The organism is Paenibacillus terricola, assembly GCF_014779765.1.
Lineage (GTDB): Bacteria > Bacillota > Bacilli > Paenibacillales > Paenibacillaceae > Paenibacillus_T > Paenibacillus_T terricola.
In genome coordinates this window covers 802,415-828,752 of record NZ_JACXZA010000003.1, presented here as the reverse complement: position 1 = coordinate 828,752, position 26,338 = coordinate 802,415, and the positions used below count along the sequence as shown (strand labels likewise).

General features: G+C 50.6%; 22 protein-coding genes. 20 read left to right on the top strand and 2 right to left on the bottom strand.

The features are described 5' to 3' along the window. Window positions 1-41: 41 nt before the first annotated feature. Complete coding sequence (gene rplT, locus H8B09_RS15530) at window positions 42-401, top strand: 50S ribosomal protein L20 (protein ID WP_191204406.1); 360 nt, start codon at window positions 42-44, stop codon at window positions 399-401. A gap of 523 nt (window positions 402-924) precedes the next feature. Here the strand turns inward: rplT and H8B09_RS15525 are convergent. Then, window positions 925-1,866 (bottom strand): hypothetical protein, encoded by a 942-nt coding sequence (locus tag H8B09_RS15525; RefSeq protein WP_191204405.1) that lies wholly within the window; start codon window positions 1,864-1,866, stop codon window positions 925-927. Between the two features lie 337 nt (window positions 1,867-2,203). On the opposite strand from H8B09_RS15525, the gene H8B09_RS15520 reads away from it, so the two are divergent. Together H8B09_RS15520 and H8B09_RS15515 are read left to right on the top strand one after the other, a co-directional pair. Next, entirely contained in the window at window positions 2,204-2,878 is a 675-nt protein-coding gene (locus H8B09_RS15520; protein ID WP_191204404.1) for an HAD family hydrolase, read from the top strand. A 533-nt stretch (window positions 2,879-3,411) separates the two neighbouring features. Continuing rightward, complete coding sequence (locus H8B09_RS15515) at window positions 3,412-3,846, top strand: hypothetical protein (RefSeq protein ID WP_191204403.1); 435 nt, start codon at window positions 3,412-3,414, stop codon at window positions 3,844-3,846. Window positions 3,847-3,875: 29 nt separating this feature from the next. Here the strand turns inward: H8B09_RS15515 and H8B09_RS15510 are convergent, their stop codons facing one another. Then, window positions 3,876-4,376 carry a GNAT family N-acetyltransferase gene (locus tag H8B09_RS15510; RefSeq protein ID WP_191204402.1) on the bottom strand — a complete coding sequence of 167 codons (501 nt, stop codon included), beginning with the start codon at window positions 4,374-4,376 and terminating at the stop codon, window positions 3,876-3,878. A 501-nt stretch (window positions 4,377-4,877) separates the two neighbouring features. Here H8B09_RS15510 and ilvB point away from each other — a divergent pair. The 17 genes from ilvB (at window position 4,878) to H8B09_RS15425 (ending at window position 26,304) form a co-directional block, all read left to right on the top strand. Next, a complete protein-coding gene (gene ilvB, locus H8B09_RS15505; RefSeq protein WP_191204401.1) occupies window positions 4,878-6,626 on the top strand; it encodes a biosynthetic-type acetolactate synthase large subunit in 1,749 nt (582 codons plus the stop codon). After that, window positions 6,623-7,108 (top strand): acetolactate synthase small subunit, encoded by a 486-nt coding sequence (ilvN, locus tag H8B09_RS15500; protein ID WP_191204400.1) that lies wholly within the window; start codon window positions 6,623-6,625, stop codon window positions 7,106-7,108. Before ilvB ends, ilvN begins: the two co-directional genes overlap by 4 nt. Before the next feature lie 266 nt (window positions 7,109-7,374). Beyond that, the gene (gene ilvC / locus H8B09_RS15495; protein WP_191204399.1) at window positions 7,375-8,367 is read left to right on the top strand and encodes a ketol-acid reductoisomerase; all 993 of its coding nucleotides are present in this window, start codon (window positions 7,375-7,377) and stop codon (window positions 8,365-8,367) included. Between the two features lie 387 nt (window positions 8,368-8,754). Beyond that, on the top strand, window positions 8,755-10,155 hold the full coding sequence (locus tag H8B09_RS15490) for a sensor histidine kinase (RefSeq protein ID WP_191204398.1): 1,401 nt from the start codon (window positions 8,755-8,757) through the stop codon (window positions 10,153-10,155). Between the two features lie 54 nt (window positions 10,156-10,209). Next, on the top strand, window positions 10,210-10,875 hold the full coding sequence (locus H8B09_RS15485; protein ID WP_224753625.1) for a response regulator: 666 nt from the start codon (window positions 10,210-10,212) through the stop codon (window positions 10,873-10,875). 597 nt (window positions 10,876-11,472) lie between these two features. After that, a complete protein-coding gene (locus tag H8B09_RS15480) occupies window positions 11,473-13,044 on the top strand; it encodes a DUF2339 domain-containing protein (RefSeq protein WP_191204397.1) in 1,572 nt (523 codons plus the stop codon). 120 nt (window positions 13,045-13,164) lie between these two features. After that, window positions 13,165-14,244: a 3-isopropylmalate dehydrogenase gene (gene leuB, locus H8B09_RS15475; protein ID WP_110042699.1), complete on the top strand. Its 1,080-nt coding sequence runs from the start codon at window positions 13,165-13,167 to the stop codon at window positions 14,242-14,244. Between the two features lie 122 nt (window positions 14,245-14,366). Continuing rightward, on the top strand, window positions 14,367-14,915 hold the full coding sequence (locus H8B09_RS15470) for a peroxiredoxin (RefSeq protein WP_191204396.1): 549 nt from the start codon (window positions 14,367-14,369) through the stop codon (window positions 14,913-14,915). Between the two features lie 219 nt (window positions 14,916-15,134). Further along, entirely contained in the window at window positions 15,135-15,548 is a 414-nt protein-coding gene (locus tag H8B09_RS15465) for a hypothetical protein (protein ID WP_191204395.1), read from the top strand. 164 nt (window positions 15,549-15,712) lie between these two features. Then, complete coding sequence (gene sigI / locus H8B09_RS15460; protein ID WP_318152631.1) at window positions 15,713-16,543, top strand: RNA polymerase sigma factor SigI; 831 nt, start codon at window positions 15,713-15,715, stop codon at window positions 16,541-16,543. Next, entirely contained in the window at window positions 16,537-18,075 is a 1,539-nt protein-coding gene (locus H8B09_RS15455) for an anti-sigma factor domain-containing protein (protein ID WP_224753624.1), read from the top strand. Before sigI ends, H8B09_RS15455 begins: the two co-directional genes overlap by 7 nt. Before the next feature lie 285 nt (window positions 18,076-18,360). Then, window positions 18,361-18,768: an ATP-binding protein gene (locus H8B09_RS15450; RefSeq protein WP_224753623.1), complete on the top strand. Its 408-nt coding sequence runs from the start codon at window positions 18,361-18,363 to the stop codon at window positions 18,766-18,768. Between the two features lie 2 nt (window positions 18,769-18,770). Further along, on the top strand, window positions 18,771-20,147 hold the full coding sequence (locus H8B09_RS15445) for an ATP-binding protein (protein WP_191204392.1): 1,377 nt from the start codon (window positions 18,771-18,773) through the stop codon (window positions 20,145-20,147). Between the two features lie 67 nt (window positions 20,148-20,214). After that, on the top strand, window positions 20,215-21,726 hold the full coding sequence (locus tag H8B09_RS15440; RefSeq protein ID WP_191204391.1) for a leucyl aminopeptidase: 1,512 nt from the start codon (window positions 20,215-20,217) through the stop codon (window positions 21,724-21,726). Between the two features lie 226 nt (window positions 21,727-21,952). Next, a complete protein-coding gene (locus H8B09_RS15435) occupies window positions 21,953-23,284 on the top strand; it encodes an MFS transporter (protein ID WP_191204390.1) in 1,332 nt (443 codons plus the stop codon). Window positions 23,285-23,405: 121 nt separating this feature from the next. Then, entirely contained in the window at window positions 23,406-24,407 is a 1,002-nt protein-coding gene (locus H8B09_RS15430) for a LacI family DNA-binding transcriptional regulator (protein ID WP_191204389.1), read from the top strand. A 505-nt stretch (window positions 24,408-24,912) separates the two neighbouring features. Further along, a complete protein-coding gene (locus H8B09_RS15425) occupies window positions 24,913-26,304 on the top strand; it encodes an ABC transporter substrate-binding protein (RefSeq protein ID WP_191204388.1) in 1,392 nt (463 codons plus the stop codon). Window positions 26,305-26,338: the final 34 nt, after the last annotated feature.

Here is a 26,338-nt window from a genome sequence, read left to right as displayed (position 1 = left end):
ATGCACTATAAACTAAAACAACCTACAGGAGGTCTTCACTCATGGCAAGAGTTAAAGGCGGATTCGTCCGCGCTCGTCGTCGTAAACGGATTTTGAAGCTGGCGAAAGGTTACTTCGGTTCGAAACATCGCCTGTTTAAAACAGCTAAAGAGCAAGTAATGAAATCGTTGCTGTATGCATACCGCGACCGCCGTCAAGTTAAACGCGAATTCCGCAAACTGTGGATCGTTCGTATCAACGCAGCAGCACGTCAAAACGGTCTGTCGTACAACAAATTCATGTACGGCCTGAAGCTGGCTGGCATCGAAGTGAACCGTAAGATCCTCGCTGACCTCGCTGTCAACGACATCAACGCGTTCAACTCGCTCGCAGGCGTAGCTAAACAAAAAATCAACGCGTAGTTTTACGCGATGTACGAGCCTTGTTCCACTTGTGGAGCGAGGCTCTTTTTGTTTCTAAGGGCCTTGCCCTTAGAGATCCCGGGTTTTCACCCCCCTGCCCCCTCAAGGGGGATACCGCAAATGATTCAAACCTAACCTCTAAGGGATATTGTCAACCCACCCAAACCCTCGGATGAACCCCCATACCCTTAAAAGGGATATTGTCAACCCACCCAAACCCTTCCTTTCAAGGGAGGGCCCCCGGGGGCCAGCCCCCGGGACCCCCAGCAGGACTGGTCTAGATACGATGGAGCGTGTGCTCGCTTACGTCCCTGCGGGACACGCTTTGCGTGGGATGTGATTAGGTACGGTTGAGCGTCTGCCCACTTGTTCGAATGTGTGCATCATGCGTGCGGGTACTCGCTTACGTCCCTGCGGGACACGCTTTACGTTGGAGGGTGTGCGATGCGGAAAGGCGAGTTTGGGTTTTGTGTGGAGTGGAGGCCTTGTCCCTTTATGGGACGAGGCCATATTTGGTTTAGAGCTAAGTTGTTTGTAGAGCATCGAGGATGGAGAGAAGTGCGTGTTGTTCTTTATTTTGCAGATCGTGGAGGAGTTGTTCGCTTCGTTGGAGATGTCTAAGGTCTTGGGTGAGGTAGTATTTGAGTGTGGTGCTTCTGAGAAGTTGGCTGGTTGTGAGTACTTCGTTGTAGCTGTTGGCGAGAGATTCAGGGATGAGGCGTCTGTCGGCCATGAAGGAGAGTCTTTTCGACATAAGGAGCTTATGGTCGTGAAGCACATGAATAAAGCGGAAGTCCGCTTCAACGGATTCAGCAGCTACGCTGCGGAGATGTTCGGCGATGTACGTGTACAACTGGGAGCCATATGCTAGCACGGGCGTAGTGAGCCAGTTGTGATTTTTGGGATAAGAGCATTTGGCATCCAGATAGTCGCTTATGGAATGGGTAAGTAACTTTGTATCGAGTCGAAATGTGCAAGTGGAATCTAAACGAAGAAGCTGGACACCCTCAAGACGATCCATGTCTGGGGATATATCGTGATAAGACAGCTCTAATGAAGTGAAGTCAACATCAAACGTTTCGTATTTGACGAGGCCTTGTGTGCTGGTATGAAAGTCGCGGATAGCAAATGTGCGGGCTTTGTTATCATATCCGACAATAAGCGGATCGTGCGCAGAATGACGTTCGCTGTAGGTGTGATAGCTGGGAAGGTGAAATGTGTTAAGAAATAAATAGACGTAGTGACCTTCCGTGAGGCGTTCTTGCAGCCAACGTACGATATTGCCATCGATAGCTGCTCTTGGAATGTGTTGAACATCAAGCCATGGACAGACCGCTTCAGGGGCGTCGGGAAAGGTGTAGTTGATGACGGAATCTAATCCGGATAAGCCTTGAAGAAGCTCAAGTTGAATGTAATGGGAGTAGATCCATTCCAGGCTCGCAGGATGCTTGAGAATGATCGACATAAGATGGGCGTGATTTGCCCAAGAGGCAATAGGCGGCTGTTGGACAGGTAGCGCAATGCCATGGGAAGCGGAGATTATAATATTTCCTCCTTTACGGATTGAGATAGCGCAAGTGGAATTGGAGTGGTGGTGCTTATGCCTATGCACTTCTTGTCTATTCTAATTGGACTGTATCGATATGGACATGCATCCTGCGAAGGAGGGGCTTAAGGGGGAGTGGATATGATCACTGGCCCAAAGTGGATTTAGTTTGATTTGTATTGCTTATTACGCTTTCATTCTATGTTGTGGTAAAGTATTACTGTGATAACGAATTAAAGGATTTGGGAGGGAGAACATGTTTAAAGCTGTATTTCTAGATTTCTACGGTACGCTAGTCCATGAGGATGATGTGTGGATTGAGGCGATATGCAACAGAATCTTAGCTTCATCGTCTGTACAGGCCACTACGGGAGAGATCGGACGATTTTGGTGGGATTCGTTTTCAAGCCGATTTATTCCATCCTATGGGAATGCGTTTATTACGCAGCGTAAAATCGAACTCCAGGCGCTCGAGGAGACGATTGCATTCTTCGAATCGACTTGTAATCCAGAGGAGTTGTGCCGAATATTGTTCAACCATTGGCAAGCCCCGCCGTTGTTCGAAGACACGGTTGCTTTTCTGCGAGCCATCGATGTTCCTCCAATCATAGTGTCCAACATTGACCGCAATGATATCGAAGCTGCCATTCAACACAACGGTCTGGCATTCGAACATATTATCACGAGTGAAGATGCAAGGGCGTATAAACCCAGAGCGGATATTTTCCACCAAGCACTTCATATCAGCAATTTGAAACCCGAAGATGTTCTTCACGTCGGAGACTCTCTCACCAACGACATCATAGGCGCCCACAACGCCGGCATCCGTGCAGCATGGATAAATCGCAAAAACAAACCCACCCCACAACATTGCACCCCAGATTATACCGTACAATCTTTAACCGAATTGATTCCTTTGTTGAAGTTATGAAATAAAGATGCCCGCTAGGGAAGAAACAGCCTCACCGAAATTCAATCAGTTTTAATTACCCATGCCTCATTCGAGGTAATAGGGAACAGCAAGCACACCAAACGTAAAGCGTGTCCCGAAGGGAAGAAAGCGAGCATACTCACGGACCAGGCAAGCACGCCGAACACGTACGCACCACAAGAGCCCATAACCAAACCATTCCGCATGAGAGCGTGTCCCGAAAGGGACGTAAGCGGGCACACGTTCCACTGTACCTAGACCAGTCCTGTTGGGGGTCCTGGGGGCAAGCCCCCGGGGGCCCTCCCTTACGAGGGGAGGGTTTGGGTGGGGTGGGACTTTCCCCTCGAGGGGAGGGGGATTGCTTGAGGGTTTGGGTGGGGTGGGACTTCCCCTCGAGGGGGCAGGAGGTGATTATGGGGTTTACAAAGGGCACGGCCCTTGTTCGGGCAGATCGCCTTCAGGTACAAACGTACAAGCACAATAAACACCTTTCGCATAGTCTACAGGACTACGGGAAAGGAGGGTGTTCTTTGATGAAACGCAATGTTTCCGAGTATGAAGCGAAGCAATTGATTGGCAAAACGATTTACGCAACGAAGCGTGACGGGACGGTTGTCGTTGGCAGGCTTATGCGTGTTGATGATCATAAACTTTATGTAGAGACGGTCGGCAACAATAATGGCGGCGTTCAGACGCGAGCGATTTTGCCGCTCATATTGTTTGATCTGCTGGCGATAGGCTTGTTTGCTGGCGGCGGCTGGGGATGCGGCGGCGGAAAATGCAGCCCACAGTATGGCGGCGGCTACGGCGGCGGTGGTCCTGGTTATGGTGGCTACGGTGGTGGCCAAGGCTATGGCGGTGGCGTTCCTTACGGTGGTGCTCCTTACGGTGGTGCTCCTTATGGTGGCGCCCCTTATGGTGGCGCCCCTTACGGCGGCGGACAATATGGTCCATACGGCGGCGGCTAGCCATATGGACAGAAGAGCGGCGGGTATGATTAACCGCGTCTTCTCGTGCGTCTGCTGTTGCTAAACCCGCCCAACCCACGGAGCGTCTTACGCATTTCATAACAGCGCACACGGTCTGAGAATCCGGTGACGCGGTAGCCAAGCTTCTCGTAGAAGCGCCGCGCCGCGTCATTGCCCTCATCGACGAACAGGAGTGCCTCCTGGCAACCTGATATTATGCCGTAGGACTCCGCTTCATCCATGAGCCGTCTTCCTGCGCCGCGCTGCCGACAGGATGGAAATACAGCAAGCAGGTCAACATATAAGATATGGCCTTGGGCTACCGCATGCACGAAGCCATAGGGCTGACTTGTGGAAGGAAATACCGCAGAATAAGTCGCCCCCAAATTAAGCCTGCTGCGCAGCTCATCTTGCGAAGGGGCATCTTGAAGCGAGTATAGGAAAGAATATGGAATGATCTCGTTGCGAATAAGCTGGAGAATTGCTGTGTCATCCTGACGTGGAGATCTTGGACGAATGGTCACGCTCACGGCCATGTCGCCTCCTTAACGGTGTCTAAGGTAATGTATGCGGTGCGAACGCCCGCGGCGCATCCGGTACATAAGATTTTGTTAGCGGGAATCCGAGGCTTGACGAACCGTAACCGCAAGCATATAATAGGTTCTAAGCTAATACGTAATCGGCAATGATGAGGACGAAGTGTTAAGGGCTCTTTTGCTCAGAGAGCGGATGGAACTTGCTGCAACCATCGCCAAAACCCCTTTTCGACGAGCTCACCTCGGAGCCATTCCCTTGAAAAGCGAATTGACATTCGCGTATTAGGGGGAATCGCGTGGCACACGTTACTGTGCTGAAGGTAAGAACGTTTGGCGTGCACGCCGTTTTTACCTGCCGAGGTTATGCATTGCGAAATGCGTAATAAAATTGGGTGGTACCACGGAAGATAATGCCTTTCGTCCCGTTGCTCACAATGAGCAGACGGAGACGGAAGGCTTTTTTGTTGTTTGGTTTAATGAAAGGAGAGATGAAGGATGGCGACGCAAGGCGCAACACTGCGTTCGAAACAAGAACTGATCGAGAAAATGAGCAAACCGGAGGTCATTACCGGTTCCGAAATACTGCTTCGTAGTCTGGTGCTTGAAGGTGTCGAGTGTGTATTCGGCTACCCAGGCGGCGCCGTCTTATATATTTACGATGCGATGCACGGATTTGATGATTTCCATCACATCCTGACTCGCCACGAACAAGGCGCCATTCACGCAGCGGACGGATATGCTCGTGCAAGCGGCAACGTAGGCGTATGTATCGCAACGTCGGGTCCAGGGGCAACGAACCTTGTTACAGGTATCGCAACGGCGTACATGGATTCAGTTCCACTCGTAGTTATTACGGGTAACGTTGTTCAATCGGCAATCGGTACGGATGCATTCCAAGAAGCTGATATCGTAGGCATCACGATGCCAATCACGAAGCATAGCTACCTGGTTCGCAACGTTGATGATCTGCCGCGCATCATCCATGAGGCATTCCACATTGCGAACACAGGCCGTAAAGGTCCAGTTCTGATCGACATTCCGAAGGACGTATCCGCAGCGAAGACGCTGTTCAAGCCAGCAACTGGCGAAGTCAGCATGCGCGGTTACAACCCGACGGTAGCGCCGAAGAAGCAGCAAGTGGACAAAATGCTCAAAGCGATCGAAGAGGCGGAGCGTCCGGTCATTCTCGCAGGCGGCGGCGTTGTATACTCCGGTGCACATGAAGAGCTGCTCGAGTTCGCGACGAAGACAGGTATTCCTGTCGTAACGACTCTGCTTGGTCTGGGTGGTTTCCCTAGCGGCAACGACCTGTGGGTTGGTATGCCGGGTATGCACGGTGCTTATACTTCGAACAAAGCGATCCAGGGTTCGGACCTGCTGATCAACATCGGCGCACGTTTCGACGACCGCGTAACGATGAAGCTTGACGGTTTTGCTCCGAATGCAAAGATCGTTCACATCGATATCGATCCCGCTGAGATCGGCAAGAACGTGCCGACAGACATTCCAATCGTTGGCGACGTTAAGACGGTGTTGGAAGTTGCGAACGCAGAAGCGAAGCCAGCTGCTAAGGCTGCTGCATGGCGTGAGCAACTCACAGCGCTCAAAGCTGAATTCCCGCTGACGTATGTGGATTCGAATACAGAGCTTAAGCCGCAATGGGTTATCGAAATGCTGCACGAGACGACGAACGGCGATGCAATCGTAACGACGGACGTTGGTCAGCACCAGATGTGGGCAGCTCAATATTATAAATTCAATAAGCCGCGCTCGTTCGTAACATCGGGTGGCCTTGGTACGATGGGCTTCGGATTCCCATCGGCAATCGGCGCTCAGATGGCGAACCCGGACCGTGTAGTCGTTTCCATCAACGGTGACGGCGGCATGCAAATGTGTGCGCAAGAGCTTGCAATTTGCGCGATCAACAACATTCCGGTTAAAGTTGCGATTATTAACAACCAAGTGCTGGGCATGGTTCGTCAATGGCAGGAAATTATTTATGACAACCGTTACAGCCACATCGACCTGGCAGGCAGCCCGGATTTCGTGAAGCTTGCTGAGGCATACGGCGTTAAAGGCTTCCGTGCATCGAACAAGGAAGAAGCTCGTGAAGCATGGGAAGCAGCGCTTCGTCATCCAGGTCCTGCGGTCGTTGAATTCGTCGTCCGTAAAGGTGAGAACGTGTATCCGATGGTTACGCAAGGAAACACGATCGACGACATGATCTTGGGGGATGCGGAATGAAAAAACATACGATAGCAATTCTCGTCAACGATCAGCCCGGCGTTCTGCAGCGTGTATCCGGCCTGTTTGGCCGCCGCGGCTTTAATATCGAGAGCATTACGGTCGGTTCTAGCGAAGAGGCGGGTCTGTCCCGCATGGTCATCGTCACTTCTGGCGATGACAACACGCTGGAGCAAATTACGAAGCAGCTGTATAAGCTGATCGACGTTATCAAGGTTGTCGATGTTAGCAGCAATCCGATGGTTGGCCGCGAGCTCGCGCTCATTAAAGTGAGCGCGGAGCCTGCGGCTCGTCCGGAAGTGCTCGGCATCGTCGAGACATTCCGTGCGGCAGTCGTTGATATCGGTCCGCAGTCGATGATCGTACAGGTTGTCGGCGATACGGAGAAGATTGACGCGATGGTTGAACTGCTGAAGCCTTATGGCATTCGCGAGCTGACGCGCACTGGCGTGACAGCAATGGTTCGCGGCAGCGTGAAGTAAGCTTTGCATCGCAAAGCCACGATTTGGGGTTTGAAATCAATCTGCTTATCCTAGACAATAGAGATAGGCAGGCGCAAGTTAACGAGCAATAATCGTATCCAATCCAGTGCCGAATGTGGACAAGCATATCGGACGAATGATGCAAATTCCCGCAATTGGGCGGGTGTTTAAGCAGGGAATACGACAAGGCGTTCATGCGCCTTCCGCGGCTTCTCCGTTTAAACACCCGCTCAATGAGGGTTTAATTTAAAGGAGGCAATTCTACAATGGCAGTTACTTTGTACTATGAAAAAGACGCAGACCAAAGCGTTCTCGCAGGCAAAACAATCGCAGTTATCGGCTACGGCTCCCAAGGCCACGCACAAGCACAAAACCTTCGCGATAGCGGCCTGAAAGTTATTATCGGCCTTCGTCCAGGTAAATCGGCTGACAAAGCAAAAAATGATGGCTTTGAAGTATTGAACGTTGCTGAAGCTGTTAAAGTAGCTGACGTTGTTCAAATCCTCATGCCAGACGAAACGCAAGCAAAAGTATACAAAGAAGAAATCGAGCCTAACCTCAAAAAAGGCGCAGCGCTCATGTTCTCCCATGGTTTCAACGTTCACTACGGCCAAATCGTTCCTAGCAAAGACACGGACGTTCTGCTCGTAGCTCCTAAATCGCCGGGCCACATGGTTCGTCGTACGTATGTTGAAGGCTTCGGCGTTCCTGGTCTGATCGCAATCGAGCAAGACGCTACTGGCAACGCTAAAGCAATTGGCCTTGCTTATGCTAAAGGTATCGGCTGTACGCGTGCAGGCGTTATCGAAACTTCGTTCCGTGAAGAGACGGAAACGGATCTGTTCGGCGAGCAAGCGGTACTGTGCGGCGGTGCTACGGCACTCGTTAAAGCAGGTTTCGAGACGCTTACTGAAGCTGGCTACGCTCCAGAAATGGCTTACTTCGAGTGCTTGCATGAGCTGAAGCTGATCGTTGACATGATGTATGAAGGCGGTCTCGCTTCGATGCGCGATTCCATCTCCAACACAGCTGAATACGGCGACTACGTTACAGGCCCACGCGTTGTAACGGACGAGACGAAGAAAGCAATGAAAGCAGTTCTGGATGACATCCAATCCGGCCGCTTCGCACGCGACTTCATCCTCGAGAACCAATCGAACAAAGCAATGATGACAGCTACGCGTCGCCGCGAAGCTGAGCATCCGATCGAGCAAGTTGGCGGTCAATTGCGTGAACTGATGCACTGGATCAAGAAGTAATAGCTTGCTCTTCGAGCAATTATAAGTAATAATCAAACTGCCAATCATTGATTGGCAGTTTTTTATTTTTACAAAAGTTCACCCACCCAAACCCTCCCTCTCGAGGGAGGGCCCCGGGGGCTTGCCCCCTGGACCCCGCAGGACTGGTCTAGGAACGGTTGGAGCGTGTGCTCGCTTTAGTCCCGTTGGGACACGCTCTATGTTGTTGGTGACTAGGTGGGGTTGATGATATGCAATACGGATTCGACGATGGCGTCAAGCGAGCTAGAACTCGCTTACGTCCCTGCGGGACACGCTTTACGATTGTGCGGTAACAAACGTTTGTAAGGGATGAATTTATTATAAGGGACGCGTGGGACGATATTTTGATATAAGGAGGTGTTTATAATGCTTGTCGTCTGGGCGGTATTGTGGATTGCGGCGCTGCTGCTTGTTGTGATTAATCGGCATAGCGCTGCTTTTCGCTGGCTTGGCTTGGTTGCGTTTTGTGGCGGGATGGGGGCGCTTGCATCTGTGCTGGAGGGTTGGATCACGCCATACGAGATTGATCCTGATGGTTTACATACGGCAAATGTGCTGCGTCGCGTTCAGCAAGCTTGTTCGTGGACGAGCTATTATGGACTTCCTTATGCCTATCTGTTATTTGGTACGGGTTATCATCCGAATGTGATTCCGCCCCGGCTGAGCAAGCTGATGCCATGGGTAGCTTTGGTTCCGATCGTGATCATGCTGTCTCTTCCGATCGAAGGAGGATATCCAGTATCCTACATTCCGCTTGCTTGTTGGGCCATTCCTTATATGCTGATCGGCACAGCGCTTGTCTTAACGAAACGGGTGAATCACCCGGCGGAGCGGCGTGCGCATTTGATCGTGACTGCGGCCGTTCTTCCTGCTGTGTTGTTCGCGCTTGCAATGAACTATACGATGCCGTTGTTCGGTGTGTACCGTCTGTGGAGATATAACGTGTGGTCGATCCCGGTCGCTTTTCTTATTTTTATAACCTCCTTGTTCAAATATGGCTTCATGGGTGTCCAACTGATGATCGAGCGGCGCAGGCTGGACTACTCCATGCGTGCTATTACTAGCGGAACTGCGATGCTGAACCATGCGATTAAGAATGATATGGCGAAGATCAAGCTGTTTACTGAGAAAATCAAACGTTCCGGAGCTGAAGACGCTGATTTGCAGCAGGATGCTGCAGTTATCGTCCGGTCGGCAGAACATATTGAAGCGATGATCCGCAGTGTTCATGAACGGACACAGGAGCTTGTTCTTCGAGCCTCGATAATCGATCTAGTCGCGTTGACTCGCGCGCAAGCGATTATGATTCAACCTGCTGCTGCAGCAGCCAAAGTGGAAGTGGCGCTCAACGTACCTGAGCAAACAGCACCAATCTATATTCTTGCGGATACGGTGCAGACGGAAGAGGCGATACGCAATGTGCTGAACAATGCACTCGAGGCGATGGCTGAGGGAGGTCAACTAACCATTACGCTTACTGGCGGTAAGCGTGGTTCGATTCTGGAGGTCAGAGATACAGGGCATGGCATTGAGCGGCATCATTTGCATAAAGTAACAGAGCCTTTCTTCACGACGAAGGGTAACAGCAAAGCGATGAATTTCGGGCTTGGCCTCGCGTACAGCAGCCAGTTGATGAATCGACAGGGCGGAGAGCTTCGTATCCGAAGCGAGCGGGGACAAGGGACAACAGTAACGTTCGCTTTTCCTGCTATCAAACGCAGCATGCAGCCAACTGACTTTGAACTCCGTTCAAAGATCCTGATGTAAAGCGGAGTGACTTTGAACTCCATTCAAAGATCCTGATGTAAGGAGTGAAGAACGTTGGAACTGCAGCAGACACCAATACGCATCATGCTCGTGGAGGATGACGAGGACTGGCGGAGAGGGCTCGCAGCCTTCTTGAACGCTGAGCCGGACATGGAGATCGTTGCAGAGACCGGTGATCCGCAGCAAGCGGCGGCACTGTGCGAACATACACAGCCTACTGTTATCTTGCTCGATATCATGATGGCCGATAATCCAGCAGGCTTGCAGTTGGCTGAACAGCTGTCTGTTCAATCATCCGCGCGGATCATTATGCTCACCTCCATGGACAGTGGCAGCTTCGTGTCCGATGCATTGCGGGCGGGTGCGGTGAACTATATCGTGAAGTCGGACTTCGCAGGTATTCCTGAAGCGGTACGTCGTGCAGCAGCGGATCGCTCCGAGATCGATGCAACGGCAGCGAAGCTTGTGCTCGAGGAGCTTCGGCGGCTGCGCAGCGTTGAACGTAACTATGAGGTGGACCAGTTCAAACGCCAAGTGACGCCAGCCGAGGTGCAGCTTCTATCGATGATCCATGAAGGGCACAGCCAATCGCAGATTGCAGAGCGCTCCTTCTTATCCATCCGCACGGTCAAGAACCACGTCGGCAACATCCTGCGCAAGCTCGGCGTAGGCAGCAGCAAAGAAGCGGCGGATAAAGCCAAGGATATGGGCCTTTTTTAAAATATTCTCCTTAACAAAGTCCTCTCTGATCAGGGAGGACTTTGTTGTTTTCAACCCCCGGATTAAAAGTATTGCATTCGAACAAAAGTGGTGCCCCAAGCACGCAGTATCTCACCTGCGCCGCACTCTCGCTAACATCTCCTTCTGGTTCCAGGGTCATCGATCGAAGCAGCATCAATGGGCGGTGACAGGTGGACGCGAGCGAATGAAGTATGCGGTCGACTGACCGTACCTAGATACCGCGAACATTAGCTTTGCCGCGCAGGCGCGGCAAGTGCGGGGACACGTTCCCAAATAGTCAAAGCTGCGTCCTTGTGAGGAGTCCAGAGGTCACACGACCTTTGGGGCCCTCCCTTGCAGGGAGGGTTTGGGTGGGTAGAACTTTAGGAAAGTAGAGTTTTTAAGGTAGATCTTTTAGATTTAAATGTTTTGACCTTACCGGGGGACCAGGGGCAGCGCCCCTGGAATCCTCCTGAAGGGAGGACTTCGGAGGGTACCATACAAAGATGGTACTATTCCATCTCGCAGGCGCGAGTAAAATAAAGATTGTTAGGATCAGGTCCTAAACAATCATCCCAATTAGGGGGCGCTTGTAAGATGGAAGCATGGAAAAAGCATTGGACGACGGTACTGGGTGCGATATTCGTTCTAGTATCATTCATTACATTATTGAAATATGGCTCGGATCAAGGCTGGATCAACGATTCGATTAAGGTTGGCGCTGGGCTGTTGGTAGGCGCAGCAGCCGGTGCAATTGGAGCAGCGCTCCATAGACGTGGCGGCGCGGCAGCGCTCGCTGGTGAGATCGGCGCCGGGCTTGGCGCAGCGGTCTGGTATTCGACCTCGGCTTATGCAGGTGTCTACACGACGCTGTGGGAACCGATGCTTGTACTTGTCATTATGTCAGTCATTACGGTTGCGATCGCCACTTACGCGTATATGCGGAACTCCCGTATGTTGATGATTGTATCGCTTACTGGAGCCATGCTGGCGCCGCTCGTCATGCGTCCCGAGTCGGATCAAGTGCTGCAGCTGTTCTTGTACTTACTGGTTATCAATACGGTAATGTTTGCAATAAGCATCGTCAAAGATTGGGTGGAACTGCGCTGGACTTCGTTCGGATTTACTTGGCTGCTGTATGCGGTCTATTACGTTCACTTCAATCCAATCTCTGATGGCTGGTGGAGCATGCCGATGCGTTACCTAGTTGCTGCATTCGTCTTCTACCTCATCTCTTTCTATGCCGCTGCTTGGCGGACGCGCAACAGCTTCTTATGCACTGATGTGTATATCAGCTTCGCGAATACCGTGTTGTTCGGCGCATGGGCAGCGGGCTTGCTGCAGAACCGTGCCAGCATGACAGTTCTAATGATTGTAATCGGCGCTGCGTACGGATTGCTGGCGCTGCTGCTATACCGCATCAAGGGGACAGCAGCGAAGCCTGCGGCTGCCTCCTATATCCACGGGGGGCTTGGCGCAGTGGCGCTGCTCGTCGGCGCTTCCGGTATTGGTACAGATTCGGTGTACCGCCCGCTTGCAGCAGTATTTATTTGGGTTGCAATAGCAGCTGTCGCTATATGGTTGGGAGGAAGACTCCGTAACAACTGGCTGCTTGCCTCCGGTTCGTTCATCTGGTTTATGACAGGCGTGTACTGGTTCGGCAAAGCTTGGGATGTGCCGCGGCTGAATTGGTTTGGCGATTTCTATGTACCTTTTGTCAATGGCGGGGCTCTCGCTTGGATCGCGCTTGCTGCGCTTGGCTTCTACATGTCGCGGAAGGTGAAATACAAATCTATTTCGCAAACGGATCAAGCGCTTCTTTCTGTCCTGTATGCGATCATAGGACATTTGATTGTAGGCGGTTTGCTGACGATCCAGGTGATGGATTGGTTCGACGAATATCTGTGGTCAGGACATGTCGATTTGTTCCTGTCGGTTGTCTGGGCGATTCATGCGCTTCTGCTCTTCATCTGGGGCGCATACAGCAATCAACGCATATTCCGCTGGTTCGGTTCGATTGTTCTGATCATTGTCGCCTTAAAAGCAATACTGCTTGATCTAAGCGGAGAAGATACCATCTACAAAATCATTGTGTTCCTGCTGCTCGGCCTCATCTCGATGAGCATCAGCTGGATTAATGCGAGGTGGAATGCGAAGTCGAAGGCGTGATAGGCGTAGGCTATAAAGTCGATAGCTTTTATATCTTTCCTCCGAGCAGCGGTTTAGGGTAAACTGTAGGGAGCATGAAATTTTCATAGTGTACATTAGAAGAGGAGTGTCTATACGATTATGGCAGACGTGAAAAAAATCGCGGTTATCGCCGGTGACGGCATCGGACCAGAGGTTGTCGGCGAAGCGCTTAAAGTAATGAAAAAGACGGAGGAGCTGTTCGGATACCAATTCGAATTCGAACATGGCCTGTTCGGCGGTATCGCTATCGACGAGAAGGGCACGCCGCTTCCGCAAGAAACGCTTGATATCTGTAAAGCAGCTGACGCTGTTCTTCTTGGTGCAGTTGGCGGTCCTAAATGGGACAACAACTCCAAAGAGCTTCGTCCAGAAACGGGTCTGCTCGGCATTCGCAAAGCGCTTGGCCTGTTCTCCAACATTCGTCCAGCTAACGTATTTGACTGCTTGATGGATGCTTCGACGCTGAAGCCAGAAGTTCTCGAAGGCACGGACCTTATCGTTGTTCGTGAGCTGACGGGCGGTATCTACTTCGGCGAGAAGTTCCGTCGTGAAGGCGCGAACGGTCAAGAAGCAGTGGATACTTGCGTATATAACGTGCAAGAAGTTGAGCGTATCGTTCGCCAAGCGTTCGAAATCGCACAAACGCGCCGCAAGAAGCTGGCGTCGGTCGACAAAGCGAACGTTCTCGAGACGTCCCGCCTGTGGCGTGAAGTGGTTAACCGGATCGCTCCTGAGTACCCAGACGTTGAGCTGGAGCACGTACTCGTAGACAATTGCGCAATGCAATTGCTTCGCCGCCCTGCAAGCTTCGACGTTATCGTAACGGAGAACATGTTCGGCGACATCCTGAGTGACGAAGCGGCAATGCTGACGGGCTCGATCGGCATGCTGTCGTCCGCATCGATGGGCGAAGGCAGCTTCGGCCTGTACGAGCCAGTACACGGTTCTGCTCCTGACATCGCGGGACAAGGCATCTCGAACCCAATCGCAACGATTCTGTCGGTTGCACTCATGTACCGCCTGACGTTCGGCTACCATGAAGCGGCACAACTGATCGAAGATGCGGTTAAATCGGTTCTCGATGCAGGTCACCGCACGGGCGATATCGCTGTCGATAAGAGCAAAGCAATCGGCACGACGGCAATGGGCGATCTGATCGTTGCTGCAATGGTGAAGTAATCGAATTTGAAATTGACTTGTTCGATCAGCAATTCGTACATGCAGCTACATTGACCGATTTTCACTCGTAATGATACCATTCTTGTTGACGGGAACTTGCGGCAACAAGGAGGTTGTTCGATATGGCAGAGCGAATGGTAGGCCGCCAGGCACCACCCTTTACGATGGAGATGGCGTCTGGCGATGGCGAGCGGTTTGGCAAAGTTTCATTAGCTGATTACAGCGGCAAATGGCTCATTTTGTTCTTTTACCCGCTTGATTTCACGTTCGTTTGTCCTACGGAGATAACAGCGATGAGTACAGCCTATCCGCAATTCCAGAATTTGAACACCGATATACTCGGCGTCAGTACGGACAGCATCCACAGCCATCGGGCTTGGATTCGTACCGAACCAAGCGATAACGGCGTTGGTAAGTTGAACTTCCCGCTCGCCTCGGACATTACGAAGAAGGTTGCTCGCGAGTATGGCGTGTTGATTGAGGATGAGGGCGTGGCACTACGCGGCTTGTTCATCATCAACCCGGATGGTGAGCTCATGTACCAAGTTGTTAGTCATAACAATGTGGGTCGCAGCATCGATGAGACATTGCGTGTGCTGCAAGCTCTGCAATCTGGTGGTTTATGCCCGATCAACTGGAAGCCTGGTCAGAGTACGATGAGTACGAATTAACGATTATTTACGATAAAGGCATGATCCGTGTAAGTGAGGATCATGCCTTTTTGTGTGTCCAATTCATATCAATTTCTGACTTCCTGCAATTGGCATCGAAACTTGGCAGGAATTTCGTGCAGTGGAAGCGAATACGTTTAGGGTAAGCTCTAATTTGTATGCAACCTTAAAGCCTTAATGATCGTCCATTAATTGGATGTTACGAAGAGGTGAGAGTCGATGAGTTTTTGCTGTGGAGCAAGCATGATCGGCGCGAAAGGAACTCTCAAACATTTCCGCACACACATTCATAACGTTCCGATTACGTTCTGTCCGGTATGCCAGCGAGTTGAGGTTCATCATATGGTTGAGAATGAGTACGAAGTGTTGGCTGATTTTGCACACGGTGATGGCGCATCCGAAATCGATTTCCAGGATTATGTCGACAAAGACCCGAAGGTACTCTTCGAGAATTGCGTTAACAACGAGAATGAAGATCCGCTTGATATTGTAATTAGTCAGATCGATATGGCTCTCGATCTTCTTTCCGTTGCGAAGCAAATCGACGACGCAGATTGGGAAAACGACCTGAAGAAGCGGCTTAGCGTGCTAAGCGCAAGGCGCACGAAGCTGCGTCAACGGCTAACGTCTTAACGGATAATTGTAGGTTGGATTGTGAGCCTCCGGTTTCGGGGGCTCTTTTCATTATATAGTAGAGTTGAAATTTAAGTTATCTATAAAAAAATGTTTTCTCATTTTCGAATAATATTATGAGAACCCCCTAATTTATCTGATTATAAACGAATGATGTAAGTGAGGTGACACGGTTGCTGCTTGTACTCTTCCGAAGGTTCATCAGCAAAGTAAGCGGCGAACGATCTTCAAAGAAACAACCGACTGATTTGCCAGAGCAAACAATCGAGCGGATTCGCAAAGGGGATGAGCAAGCGCGTGCTGAGCTTATTGCCCAATACGAGCCCTACATCCTCAAAGTAACGAGCAAATTCAGCAAGCGCTACATTAACCCGCAGCAGGATGATGAATACAGCATTGCGTTAATAGCCTTTAATGAAGCAATCGACGGCTTCTCGTCATCTGCAGGCCGGTCGTTTTTGGGCTTCGCCGAAACGGTCATTCGCAGGCGTTTAATCGACTATGTGCGCAAGGAGCAGCGTCATACGCAGTCTGTTCCTTACAGTGCGTTTGATATGGAAGATGACGAGCAGACCGTTACGAATCCGATCGAGACAAGCCAAGCCCAGCAGCAATATTCTCGTGATCGGGAGAAGGAAGAGCGGAAGCAAGAAATATTGGAGCTGTCAGCCAAGCTGCAGCAGTTCGGTATTTCGTTCTCGGATCTTGTTGATCAAGCTCCGAAACATACGGATACGCGTGCAATGCTGTTCAATATTGGACGCATGGCGACGGAGGCTCGTTACTATGATTCCATCATGGACAAAGGGAGGCTGCCGGTTACAGAACTAGCCGAGCAGGCTGGCGTATCGCGCAAAACAATCGAACGCAATCGCAAGTACATCATTGCACTCGCCCTCATTCATAAGGGCAGCTATCCCTATGTTCAAGCTTATGTACAACAAATGCCACCACAAGCAATCAAGCAGCATACAGCACAGGAGGTGAAATGGTGAGCAGACGAGCAATCGTAATGGAGATGAGCGAGAAGCATCTCATCGTTCTAACGCCTAGCGGCGAATTCCGGCGTGTGCCGCGTTCCGGTCAAGTTGATGCCGATATCGGGGACGAGATTATACTTGCCAATAGACGGAGACAAATCCCGCGCCGCGCATGGGCGTGGACAGCAGCGGCATTGGTTGTCCTGCTCCTGTTTCCGCTCGTAATGGTGCCTACCTCCAAGGCAGAACCGATCGTTGCTTATGTCACGCTTGATGTTAACCCGAGTGTGGAATTAGGCATTAATGATGAAGAAGAAGTCCGAGAGCTTCGAGGACTGAATGATGAAGGCAAGAATCTTGCGAGCGGCATTGACTATAAAGGGAAGCATGCAGCTGATGTTGTTGCATCGCTGGTTGAGAAAACTTCGTCAGTTATTGATGCGCAAGCGGCAGCTGCAGACCATGATATCGTCATCGCCAGCGTCGTTGTCGGTAATAAATTAATTGATCCTGATCAATTCGAAGTACAGTTGGAGTCGGATATTCATGAGGCTGTCACGAAGGTTGTTCCGTCCAGTGATAACGTAACCGTCATCTCCGTACCGAAGGAAGTTAGGGACGAGGCGGAACGAAGTGGTGTTTCGACGGGCAAAATGGCCGTTTATTTGATGGCAAAGAGCAAAAACCCGAAGCTGAAGCTTGATTCGTTGAAGGATCAGTCAATCCAAGAATGGACAGCATCAGAAGGCGGTGTCCAGTCGGTCGTACCTTCCAAGCAGAAAGAGGTTGCGGCAGCTTCTACAACGCCTGCGACCAAGGCAGCAAATCCCTCAGCTGATAAGGAAACGGAACTGAAGAGCAAAGCAGCTTCGAACAAAGAAGAGAAAGAAGCGTTGAAGGCGCTGCTTGAACGGGAGAAACGGGCGAAGGCTAAGCGTGAGGAGAAGCGGCAAAGCGGCAGGGATCAGGGCAATAAGTCGACTGCAACTAATCCGTCAGGAACCGAACCATCGGGTCAGAAGCCAGGAGAAGCGAACCCTAATAATCGTCCGAATACGGCTAAGCCGAGTGAAAATAAAGGGAACAGCAACGGGAATAACGTAATTAACAGAAAGTGGAATAATGGAAATCATTGGAATCCCAATAATCCTATAATTAATAATGGTATTAACAATAGCAATCAGCAGGGTAACAGCAATCAGAACGGTAACCAGCAAGGCAACAATAGCGGCAGCAAGAATGGGAATAGCAAAGACGATAGCAAGAACAGCAGCAAAGGAAGCAGCGGCAGCAAGAACAATACAAGCCAAAGCTATGACCCCAAGAGCAATAACAGCAAGAACAACATCGGTAAGAACAACAGCGGCAATAACGATAGCAAGGACAGCAACAAAGCCGGCACTAGCGGCAAGAATAGCAATAGCAGCGGCAGCAAGAACAACGGTAATGATTATAACCAGGATGACAAGAATCAGGGCAGCGGCAAAAGCAATGGCAATGACAGAAACAGCGGCCAGAACTCCGGTAAGCATAATAGCAAAGATTGAGGCAGCACTAACGAGACTTCATGCTCGTTGCAACAAACGGCGAGCAGCAGTAGCGTTTCCTCTGTCGAGGGAGGGCCATGCTGCTCGTTTTTTTTTTGTAGTTGTATCGTTTTCGGATCAAGCAAATGAAAGCGAATTCTATAGCTCAGATGTGCATCATTTTTCGACAAGATCTCCGATTGACAACTATTCCCGTTTCATACATCATATGAGTTACAAGTCGCAGGATGTAATCGTCTGTCTGAAGCGGTTCAGGAGTGACAAGTAAGACGGGAGAGCGATGCAGTGATGGACATGTTCCTCATGAATGAGCTGATAGATGCTATCAAAGCTAGACAGCAGGGGAGAGAGCTTGCCAGAAGTGTTGGTTTTTCAATTGTCGACCAGACGCGCATTGCATTCACGATATCAGAGTTAGCCTACCAATTAATCGAATCCATGCATCGTGGACATATGGTAATGAAGTCGATTCATCGTAACTGGTTCGAGACAGGAATCGAGGTGCGTCTATATGATCATTCGACAAATGCATGTCGGATCAATTCGGGCTGGCTGCAGCAATGGGCCGATGATTTTGAAATGCACTATCATGAGTCCAGAGGGACGATAATCGTTTTTCGCAAATGGCTGAAATCATCCAAAGGGTTGGAGAAACAGGCTGATCCGTATGTTCTTGCTGTCGGGGAGGAATAAGTATGCAAGCGATTCGTAGGCGCTATTTTCCCGCGCTTGCCGAATATATTCGCAGCGAGAGTGAAGCTTCCCTGTACCAAGCAACCGAGCTTGGCAAGATGTTAGGGAACATTCATCCAGAGGAGATTGTCGCGGTTCATGCCGAATGTGTACAAGCGCTTGCGATGAACATGGAGCAAGAGGATGTAGGCAAGCTCCACAATCGTTCATTCAGCTTCTTGATCGAATTAATGGTTGCCTATCGTTTCCGCAACGATACGGAGAAATCAACGGAGCAGAAGATTACTGAAATGAGAGAAATGCTGTTCAAGTCTCACCGTTCCTCGGAGCGGGTAAGAAGCAAATACGAGAACGTGCTGCAGCATATGGATTCAGGAATTGCATTGTTCGATAGCAGCGGCACGCTGACATTCGTCAATCTGATGCTCGCCCGTATGCTTGATTTGCCGCGTAAAGCGCTGGTTGGATGTACGCTGCGCGGACTAATGCTTCATCCGAAGCTGAAACGCAGCATGCGCAAAATGATCATTCGTCTCTACAAGGAGACGATTATGCGTCGCAATCCGTATTTTGAGTTTCAGGACAATAAGGGCCGGCATTTTCTCACAACCATTACATACGGAGATCAGCTCGAAGGCGATTTTCTAATTAGCGTCAAAGATGTATCCGAATTTAAAGCGATTGAACATACCGCTTACCAGAACGATAAGCTCGCTATGCTTGGCAAAATCGCTGCGGCGATCGCACACGAAATTCGCAACCCATTAACGTCTATTCGCGGGTTTATTCAACTCCTTCGCCCTCATCTGCTTCAGCTGGGCAAGGATGAGTATGCGCGTATTATCGTCGCCGAGATTGACCGCGCTAACGATATTATTTATGAATTTCTTAATTCGTCCAAACCTACTGCACCGATGAAACAAGAGATATCGATAACAGCGCTGTTGAAGGAAGTTATTCTGCTCACGGAGAGCGAAGCGCTGATGCGGGGCTGTATGATTCAACTCGAATCGTACGAAGAATCGATGATGGTGTCGATTGATGTGAAACAGGTGAAGCAGGTCATTTTGAACATTGTCAAAAATTCGCTGGATGCGATTGAAGATGTAAGCAGCGATCGCAATGGGCTTATTGATATTATCGTCCATCGTACGGGCAGTGACGGCGTTGACGTTATCGTCCGGGACAACGGAAAAGGGATGGACCGTGCGACGATGAATCGGCTGTTCGATCCGTTCTTCACGACCAAAGAAGCGGGTACGGGACTTGGGCTGTCAGTCAGCTATCGGATTATTCGCAACCATGGCGGTTCTATTGGCGTAGATAGCAAGCCTGGCGAAGGAACAGCGTTCACGATTCATTTGCCATTGATCGGATAAAGCCTTAGAATCGGGATAGATGTATCCCGATTCTTTTATTTTATCGGGGATGAAAGGATGATAGAAAATGGAATTTCAGTTTACATACGGGGCAAATCCTGGGCAGACGGCTGATATCGTCGTGAAATTGATTTCGCGCACGCAGCTCGAGAACGATGCGGCTTTCCTTCAACCGCAATTGGACGCAGAGCTCCGCAGGCTGCATGCTAAAGGGCTGTTTACGGGAGAGAAAGGACAGAAGGAAGCAATCGCAACGCTGGGCCTCTACGAAGGCGGCAGCGTGTTGGCGCTTGGCTATAGCGGCAGCGCTGCTGCCGACGAACTGCGTGATGCTGGTGCATCTGCAGCGAAGAGTCTGAAGAAGCTGCGTGCTCACTCTGTGAAGGTGCTGCTGCCGCATTCGCTGCTTCAAGGGACGGCAGACTGTCAGCCGGAGCGAGCGGCACAATCGCTCGTCGAAGGGCTCGTTCTCGGCTGGTATGAACGTCCGAAGCGCAAAGGGAAACATGACAGTACGGATACCGAGCCTGTTGCGGTGCAGTTCGTACCCGAACCCGGTGTGGAAGAGGACGATTCGGCAGCCGCACGCTGGACGGCGGGTATGAAGCGGGGAGAATTGTTCGCAGGTGGCGCGATTTTCGCACGGGATCTGACGAATATGCCAGGCAACGAACTGGTGCCGGAAGGATTGGCAGAGTATGCCGAAGAGATCGGTCACCGCTACAATTTCGACGTGGAGATTATGGATGAATACACGATTATAGATCAAGGGATGGGCGGTTTGATTGGCGTAGGCAAAGGCAGTGCTAACCCTCCGCGGATGATCGTTCTGCATTACGAAGGAGCTCCGGACAGCAAGGATGTGTGGGGAATCATCGGCAAAGGCATTACGTTCGATACAGGCGGCATCTCGCTTAAACGCGCAGACGGCATGGAAGAGATGATTGGCGATATGGGAGGCGCTGCTGCCGTTCTTGGCGCTATGCGCATTATCGGCGAGCTGAAGCCGAAGGTGAACGTACTGGCTGTTATCGCGGCAGCGGAGAACATGCCGTCGGACCGTGCGCTCAAACCTGGCGATGTTATCGTCACGATGAGCGGCAAGACGGTCGAGGTCGTGAACACGGATGCGGAAGGAAGGCTCGTGCTTGCTGATGCGGTTACGACGGCGGTCCGCCGCGGCGCTACGCGTCTGATCGACGTGGCTACGCTGACAGGTGCGGTCGAGACAGCACTCGGCAACCTCGCTACAGGCGCCGTAGGCACGGATGAGCTGCTAATCCAAGATGTTATCCGCGCAGGCCGTCAATCCGGCGAGCGGATCTGGCCGCTGCCATCGTATCCGGAATACCGGAAGCAGCTGGACAGCGATGCAGCGGACATGAAGAACAGCGGCGGACGTCTTGGAGGCGCTATTACTGGCGGTCTGTTCATCGGCGCGTTCGCTGAGAACCTTCCATGGGTGCATCTCGATATTGCAGGCACGTCTTGGCTTAATTCCGCTCGCGGCTGGGAGTCCAAAGGCGCAACAGGCGTCATGGTTCGTACGCTGGCTGAGCTGCTGTCGTCGAGAGGCTAGAAACAATCCATTCATCTGCAGAGCATGCGGATCGGACGGGGAGGTCGCGAGAGCGGCCTCTTCGCTTTGTTATGCTTCGTGATGAGAAAACCTCGATCGAGGCCTTTCGAAGATGAGCGACCGCGTTTAGTGGTAGGTTTTATCGCCAATAAGAATCTGTTCTTTCGAGAGACTCGAAAACTTATTGATTCATATGTGGTCAAAAGCGTAAAGGGGAGAAGATGAATTGAGAGGCAAGTATAGTGTCATGGCCAGCATCGTTATGGCGATGCTGGTCGCTTCAATGGATAGTACAATCGTCAACACGACGATGCCGGTTATAGCCAAGGAGCTGGGGAAGTTGGAGCTGTACGCATGGACGTTCGCCAGCTATATGATTTTCTCGACAGTGCTTGCGCCAGTAGCGGGCAGACTGTCTGATTTATTCGGACGCAAGCGCGTGTTTGCGGTAGGCATTGTTTTGTTTATGCTCGGTTCTGTACTATGTGGCAGCGCGAAGACGATGATTATGCTCGTCATCTATCGCGCGGTGCAGGGTATTGGCGCAGGTGTTATGAATCCGTTCCCGGTTATTATCGCTGGCGATCTGTTCTCCGTAGAGAAACGCGGCAAAATCCAGGCGCTCTTCACCGCAATGTGGGGATTATCTGCTGTAATTGCGCCGCTGCTAGGTTCGGCGTTCGTTGAATATTGGAACTGGCGTTATGTATTCTACGTCAATGTACCGATCTGCTTGTTGTCGCTGCTGCTGCTAATGCCTTACAAGGAGCGATACGAGCCGAAACGGGCGAAGGTCGACTATGGCGGCGCTGTTATTTTTACAGCTGGCATTAGTCTGCTGCTCGTCCCAACAGTCGTTGATAAAGGCGCGCTCTGGTATGCGTTTGGTGGTGTTGTGCTGCTAGTTGCATTCTACCTGTTTGAGAAACGCCAAACCTCGCAGCTCGTTCCGCTGTCGCTGCTCCGTAATCGGCAGGTTGCCTGGATGAATGTGAATTCGCTGCTAGCGTATGGCGGACTGTTCGGCGCATCAAGCTACTTGCCGATGTTCTTGCAGCAGCAAGGTTATTCGCTATTCATGAGCGGTGTGGCGATGCTCGGCATGTCCATCGGATGGATGGCATGCAGCGTGCCTGCGGGGCGCTGGATCGGAAAGTATGGTTACCGCAAGCTAATTGTGATCGGGGATATTCTGCTTGTTGTGTCCGGCGTCTGGTTTATGTTCCTCTCGGATTCGACAGGATTCTGGTTTGTTTTTTCAGGGTCCATCCTTTTCGGACTGGCTTTCGGAATGCTTTCGACGGTTTCCGTTATTGGCTCTCAGCAGCTTGTATCAGCTACAGACAAGGGGATCTCGGCATCGCTCCAAATGTTCTCCCGCAATATAGGCACAGCGGCCGGCGTGACGATAATGGGGGCGTTCTTGACGCGGGAGATCGCGCCGCTTAACGGTTTCCGCGATATGTTTATCTATGGTTTGATCATTAGTTTGTTCGCGCTGCTCAGCTCCCTGTTCATCCGTGAACGGGTGTCGGAAAGTGCGCTCAGCAAGGCTTAATAGGCTATACTCCTCATTTTCATGGGGCTTGTCAGAGATATTTTATTTTTGTTTTGAATATACCTAAAAGTTATGCTAAAGTGTTATTTGAGTTATTAAACTGTTTACAGGACGAGTGAAGATGCGGGAAAAAGTGACTATTCAGCAAATAGCCGATTTCGCGGGCGTCTCCAAATTCGCAGTGTCCCGCGCGCTGGCAGGTAAGTCAGGCGTAAGTGAAGGCACGAAAGACCGGATACTGAAGGCGGCTGGCCAGCTTGGTTATTTTCGTACAAGAGTTACGAATGTTTCGGAGGAGCTGCAGGACCCGGAATCGGCACCTATTGCGGGTACGATCGTCGTGCTGTTCCCGAATATACGGTTTCAGAACAAAGATTCTTTCTACTGGGGACCTGTGTTTGACGGCATTAGCGCAAGGCTGAACCAGAAGAGTATGGATATATTAACGCTAACGGAGCCTTCCAGTGACCGAGTATTTACCCTGCTTAATCCGGAAGCCATTCTGGGTATTGTTACGGTCGGCACGATTTCTACGCAGATTCTGCTAGAGATAAAGCGACTTGATATTCCAGTTGTTATGGTTGATCATTTCGATCCGGCAGTCCATTGCGACACGCTGTTTACAGACAATTTCATGTGTATGAGAGAGCTGACGACGAAGCTTGTCAGCCGAGGCTACCGCAAGTTTAAATTTGTTGGCGATGTCGAGTATGCGCATAGCTTCTACGAGCGTTGGCTCGCGTTCCGTTCTGTATTGGATCAACATCAGATCGAGTTCGATCCGGTACAGGGGCTCATAGCACAAGAGGATTCGACAGTGAGCGACTACGTAGAGCGGCTTGATGAATCAGAGCTGCCTGAGGTATTCGTTTGCGCTAATGATTTTATTGCAGATAATGTGAAATCTGGACTTATTGCTAAAGGTATTCAAGTGCCAGAGCGTTGCGGGGTAACGGGCTTCGATAACACGTCTCCGACCATGACGACTGTTAATGTGGACAAGGAACTGCTAGGTATGCGTGCGGTCGACAAGCTGCTGTGGCGGTGTGCCAACCGCAACTCGAATACGGAGCGTCTGCTTATTCAGGGCGATGTGCTTATGCGCGAAACGACGATTAGTTAGTCTAGTAGTTCGTTAGAGGGGTATTTTCCTTAGGGAGAATGTCCCTTTTTTTTGTGCCGATGTGTAATAACAAAATAATATACGGAATAACAAATATATAAATTGTTTGCGCTTTCAGTTTTGTAATGTCGTACCGCACTGATCCTATCGGACATCGACATAAGTCCTATAAGAATCATGTCGAAAGCGTTATCAATCCTGCTAAAACCCAGTGGCTTCAAGGGAATAACAAAGTACCTTAGAACCAAACAAATTTTCAAAAAGCGATTGACGATAATTCAAAAACGATGCTAATATTGTTTTGCAAATGTTTTTATTTCCAATCACAAAATTAGGACAACAGGACATGGAGAATCGTTTGCGTTAGTGCGCCGACCACTGTGAGGGGGCAAGCCCGGCGTTGTTTCGCTAAGCATCACACATCATGCGTCAACAGAAACGGTTAGAGCCGCGTCGCGATGGATGTTGTAATTGCTGCGCAACACTTATGAGGGAGGAAGTTGTAATGAAAAAAATGAAAGTGCTTTCAATCTCCGTAATGTGCATGTTGCTTGTACTGCTGGCCGCTTGTTCGAGTAACAGCAAGGATGACACGACAAGCAAGGAAGACACGAAACAAACCGAAACAACAGCAACAACGACGGATACGCCTGCAGACACCAAGGTTACGGATGAGCCTGAAGCAGTTGTTGCAGATCCAGTAGATCTTGGCGGACGCACGATTACGCTTTCCGCTTGGTGGGATCTGAAGCCAGCAGGCGACACGGCATCGAGCAAAGCGCTGCTTGATCAGAAGGCAGCAGTAGAGAAGAAGTACAACGTTAAGATCGAATACTTGAACGTTCCTTACGGCGATTATCAGAAGCAGTATACGGCTGGTATCATCGCAGGTACGCCTATGGCGGACGTAAGCATTGTTGAAACGAAGGATGCGCTCAACTCTGCGCTGACGGGTCAACTTTATAAATTGAGCGAGTTCACGACGAGCGACAGCGACATTAACAATGCCCACAAGCTGATGCAAAAGATGAAACCGATTGCGGGCGATGAGTACATGTTCAATACGCCGGGCAACGTAGGCTGGGGTCTCATGTACAACCGCGCCATCTTCAAAGAACTTGGTCTTCCGGATCTGCAGGAGCTTTATAACAACGGCGAATGGAACTGGGATAAATTCCTCGAGGTTGCTAAGCTTGCAACGAAGGATACGAACAATGACGGCAAGATCGATCGTTGGGGTTATGCAGGTTGGTCATCTGAGCTGGGACGTCATCTGGCAGCAGCCAACGGCGCGAAAATCGCGGATGACGCGACGGGCAAAGAAGGCCTCACGGATCCCAAAACGATTGCTGCGCTTGAGTTGATTAATAAAATGTGGAATGTAGACAAGGTAGTTAAAGTGAAGAGCGGCAAGAAAACGGAATGGTCAGAACGCGATACGTTCAAAGACGGCGACTCCGCAATGTGGGCGGGCGCTGAGTGGATGATGGGCGACACGACTTTGGATTTCGGTATCGTACCGTTCCCGCTTGGACCTAATGGCACGAAAGAAGCTACGTTCTCGGAGAATACGGGTAACGGCTATGTTATCCCTAAAGGCGTTAAAGATCCTGGTATTGTATACCAAATTTTCGAAGAGCTGTACAACATCCCGCCAATCGAAGAGTACCCAAGCCAAGACTACCTGGAAAGCAAATACAAACATCAAGAAGACATCGATATGGTAGTTAATCATATTGCAAACACGGGCATGGTAGAGCTTGATGAGGCGTATGCAAACTTCCCTTACTACACGGTTATGGAAGAGATTCTGAATAACAACGTATCGGTAACGGCTGCGGTAGAAAAGCATAAGCAGGAAGCGCAAGCGGCGATGGACGCCTTGGGTAAGCAATAAGACAATTCCATGAGGATGACTGGGACCTCCATCC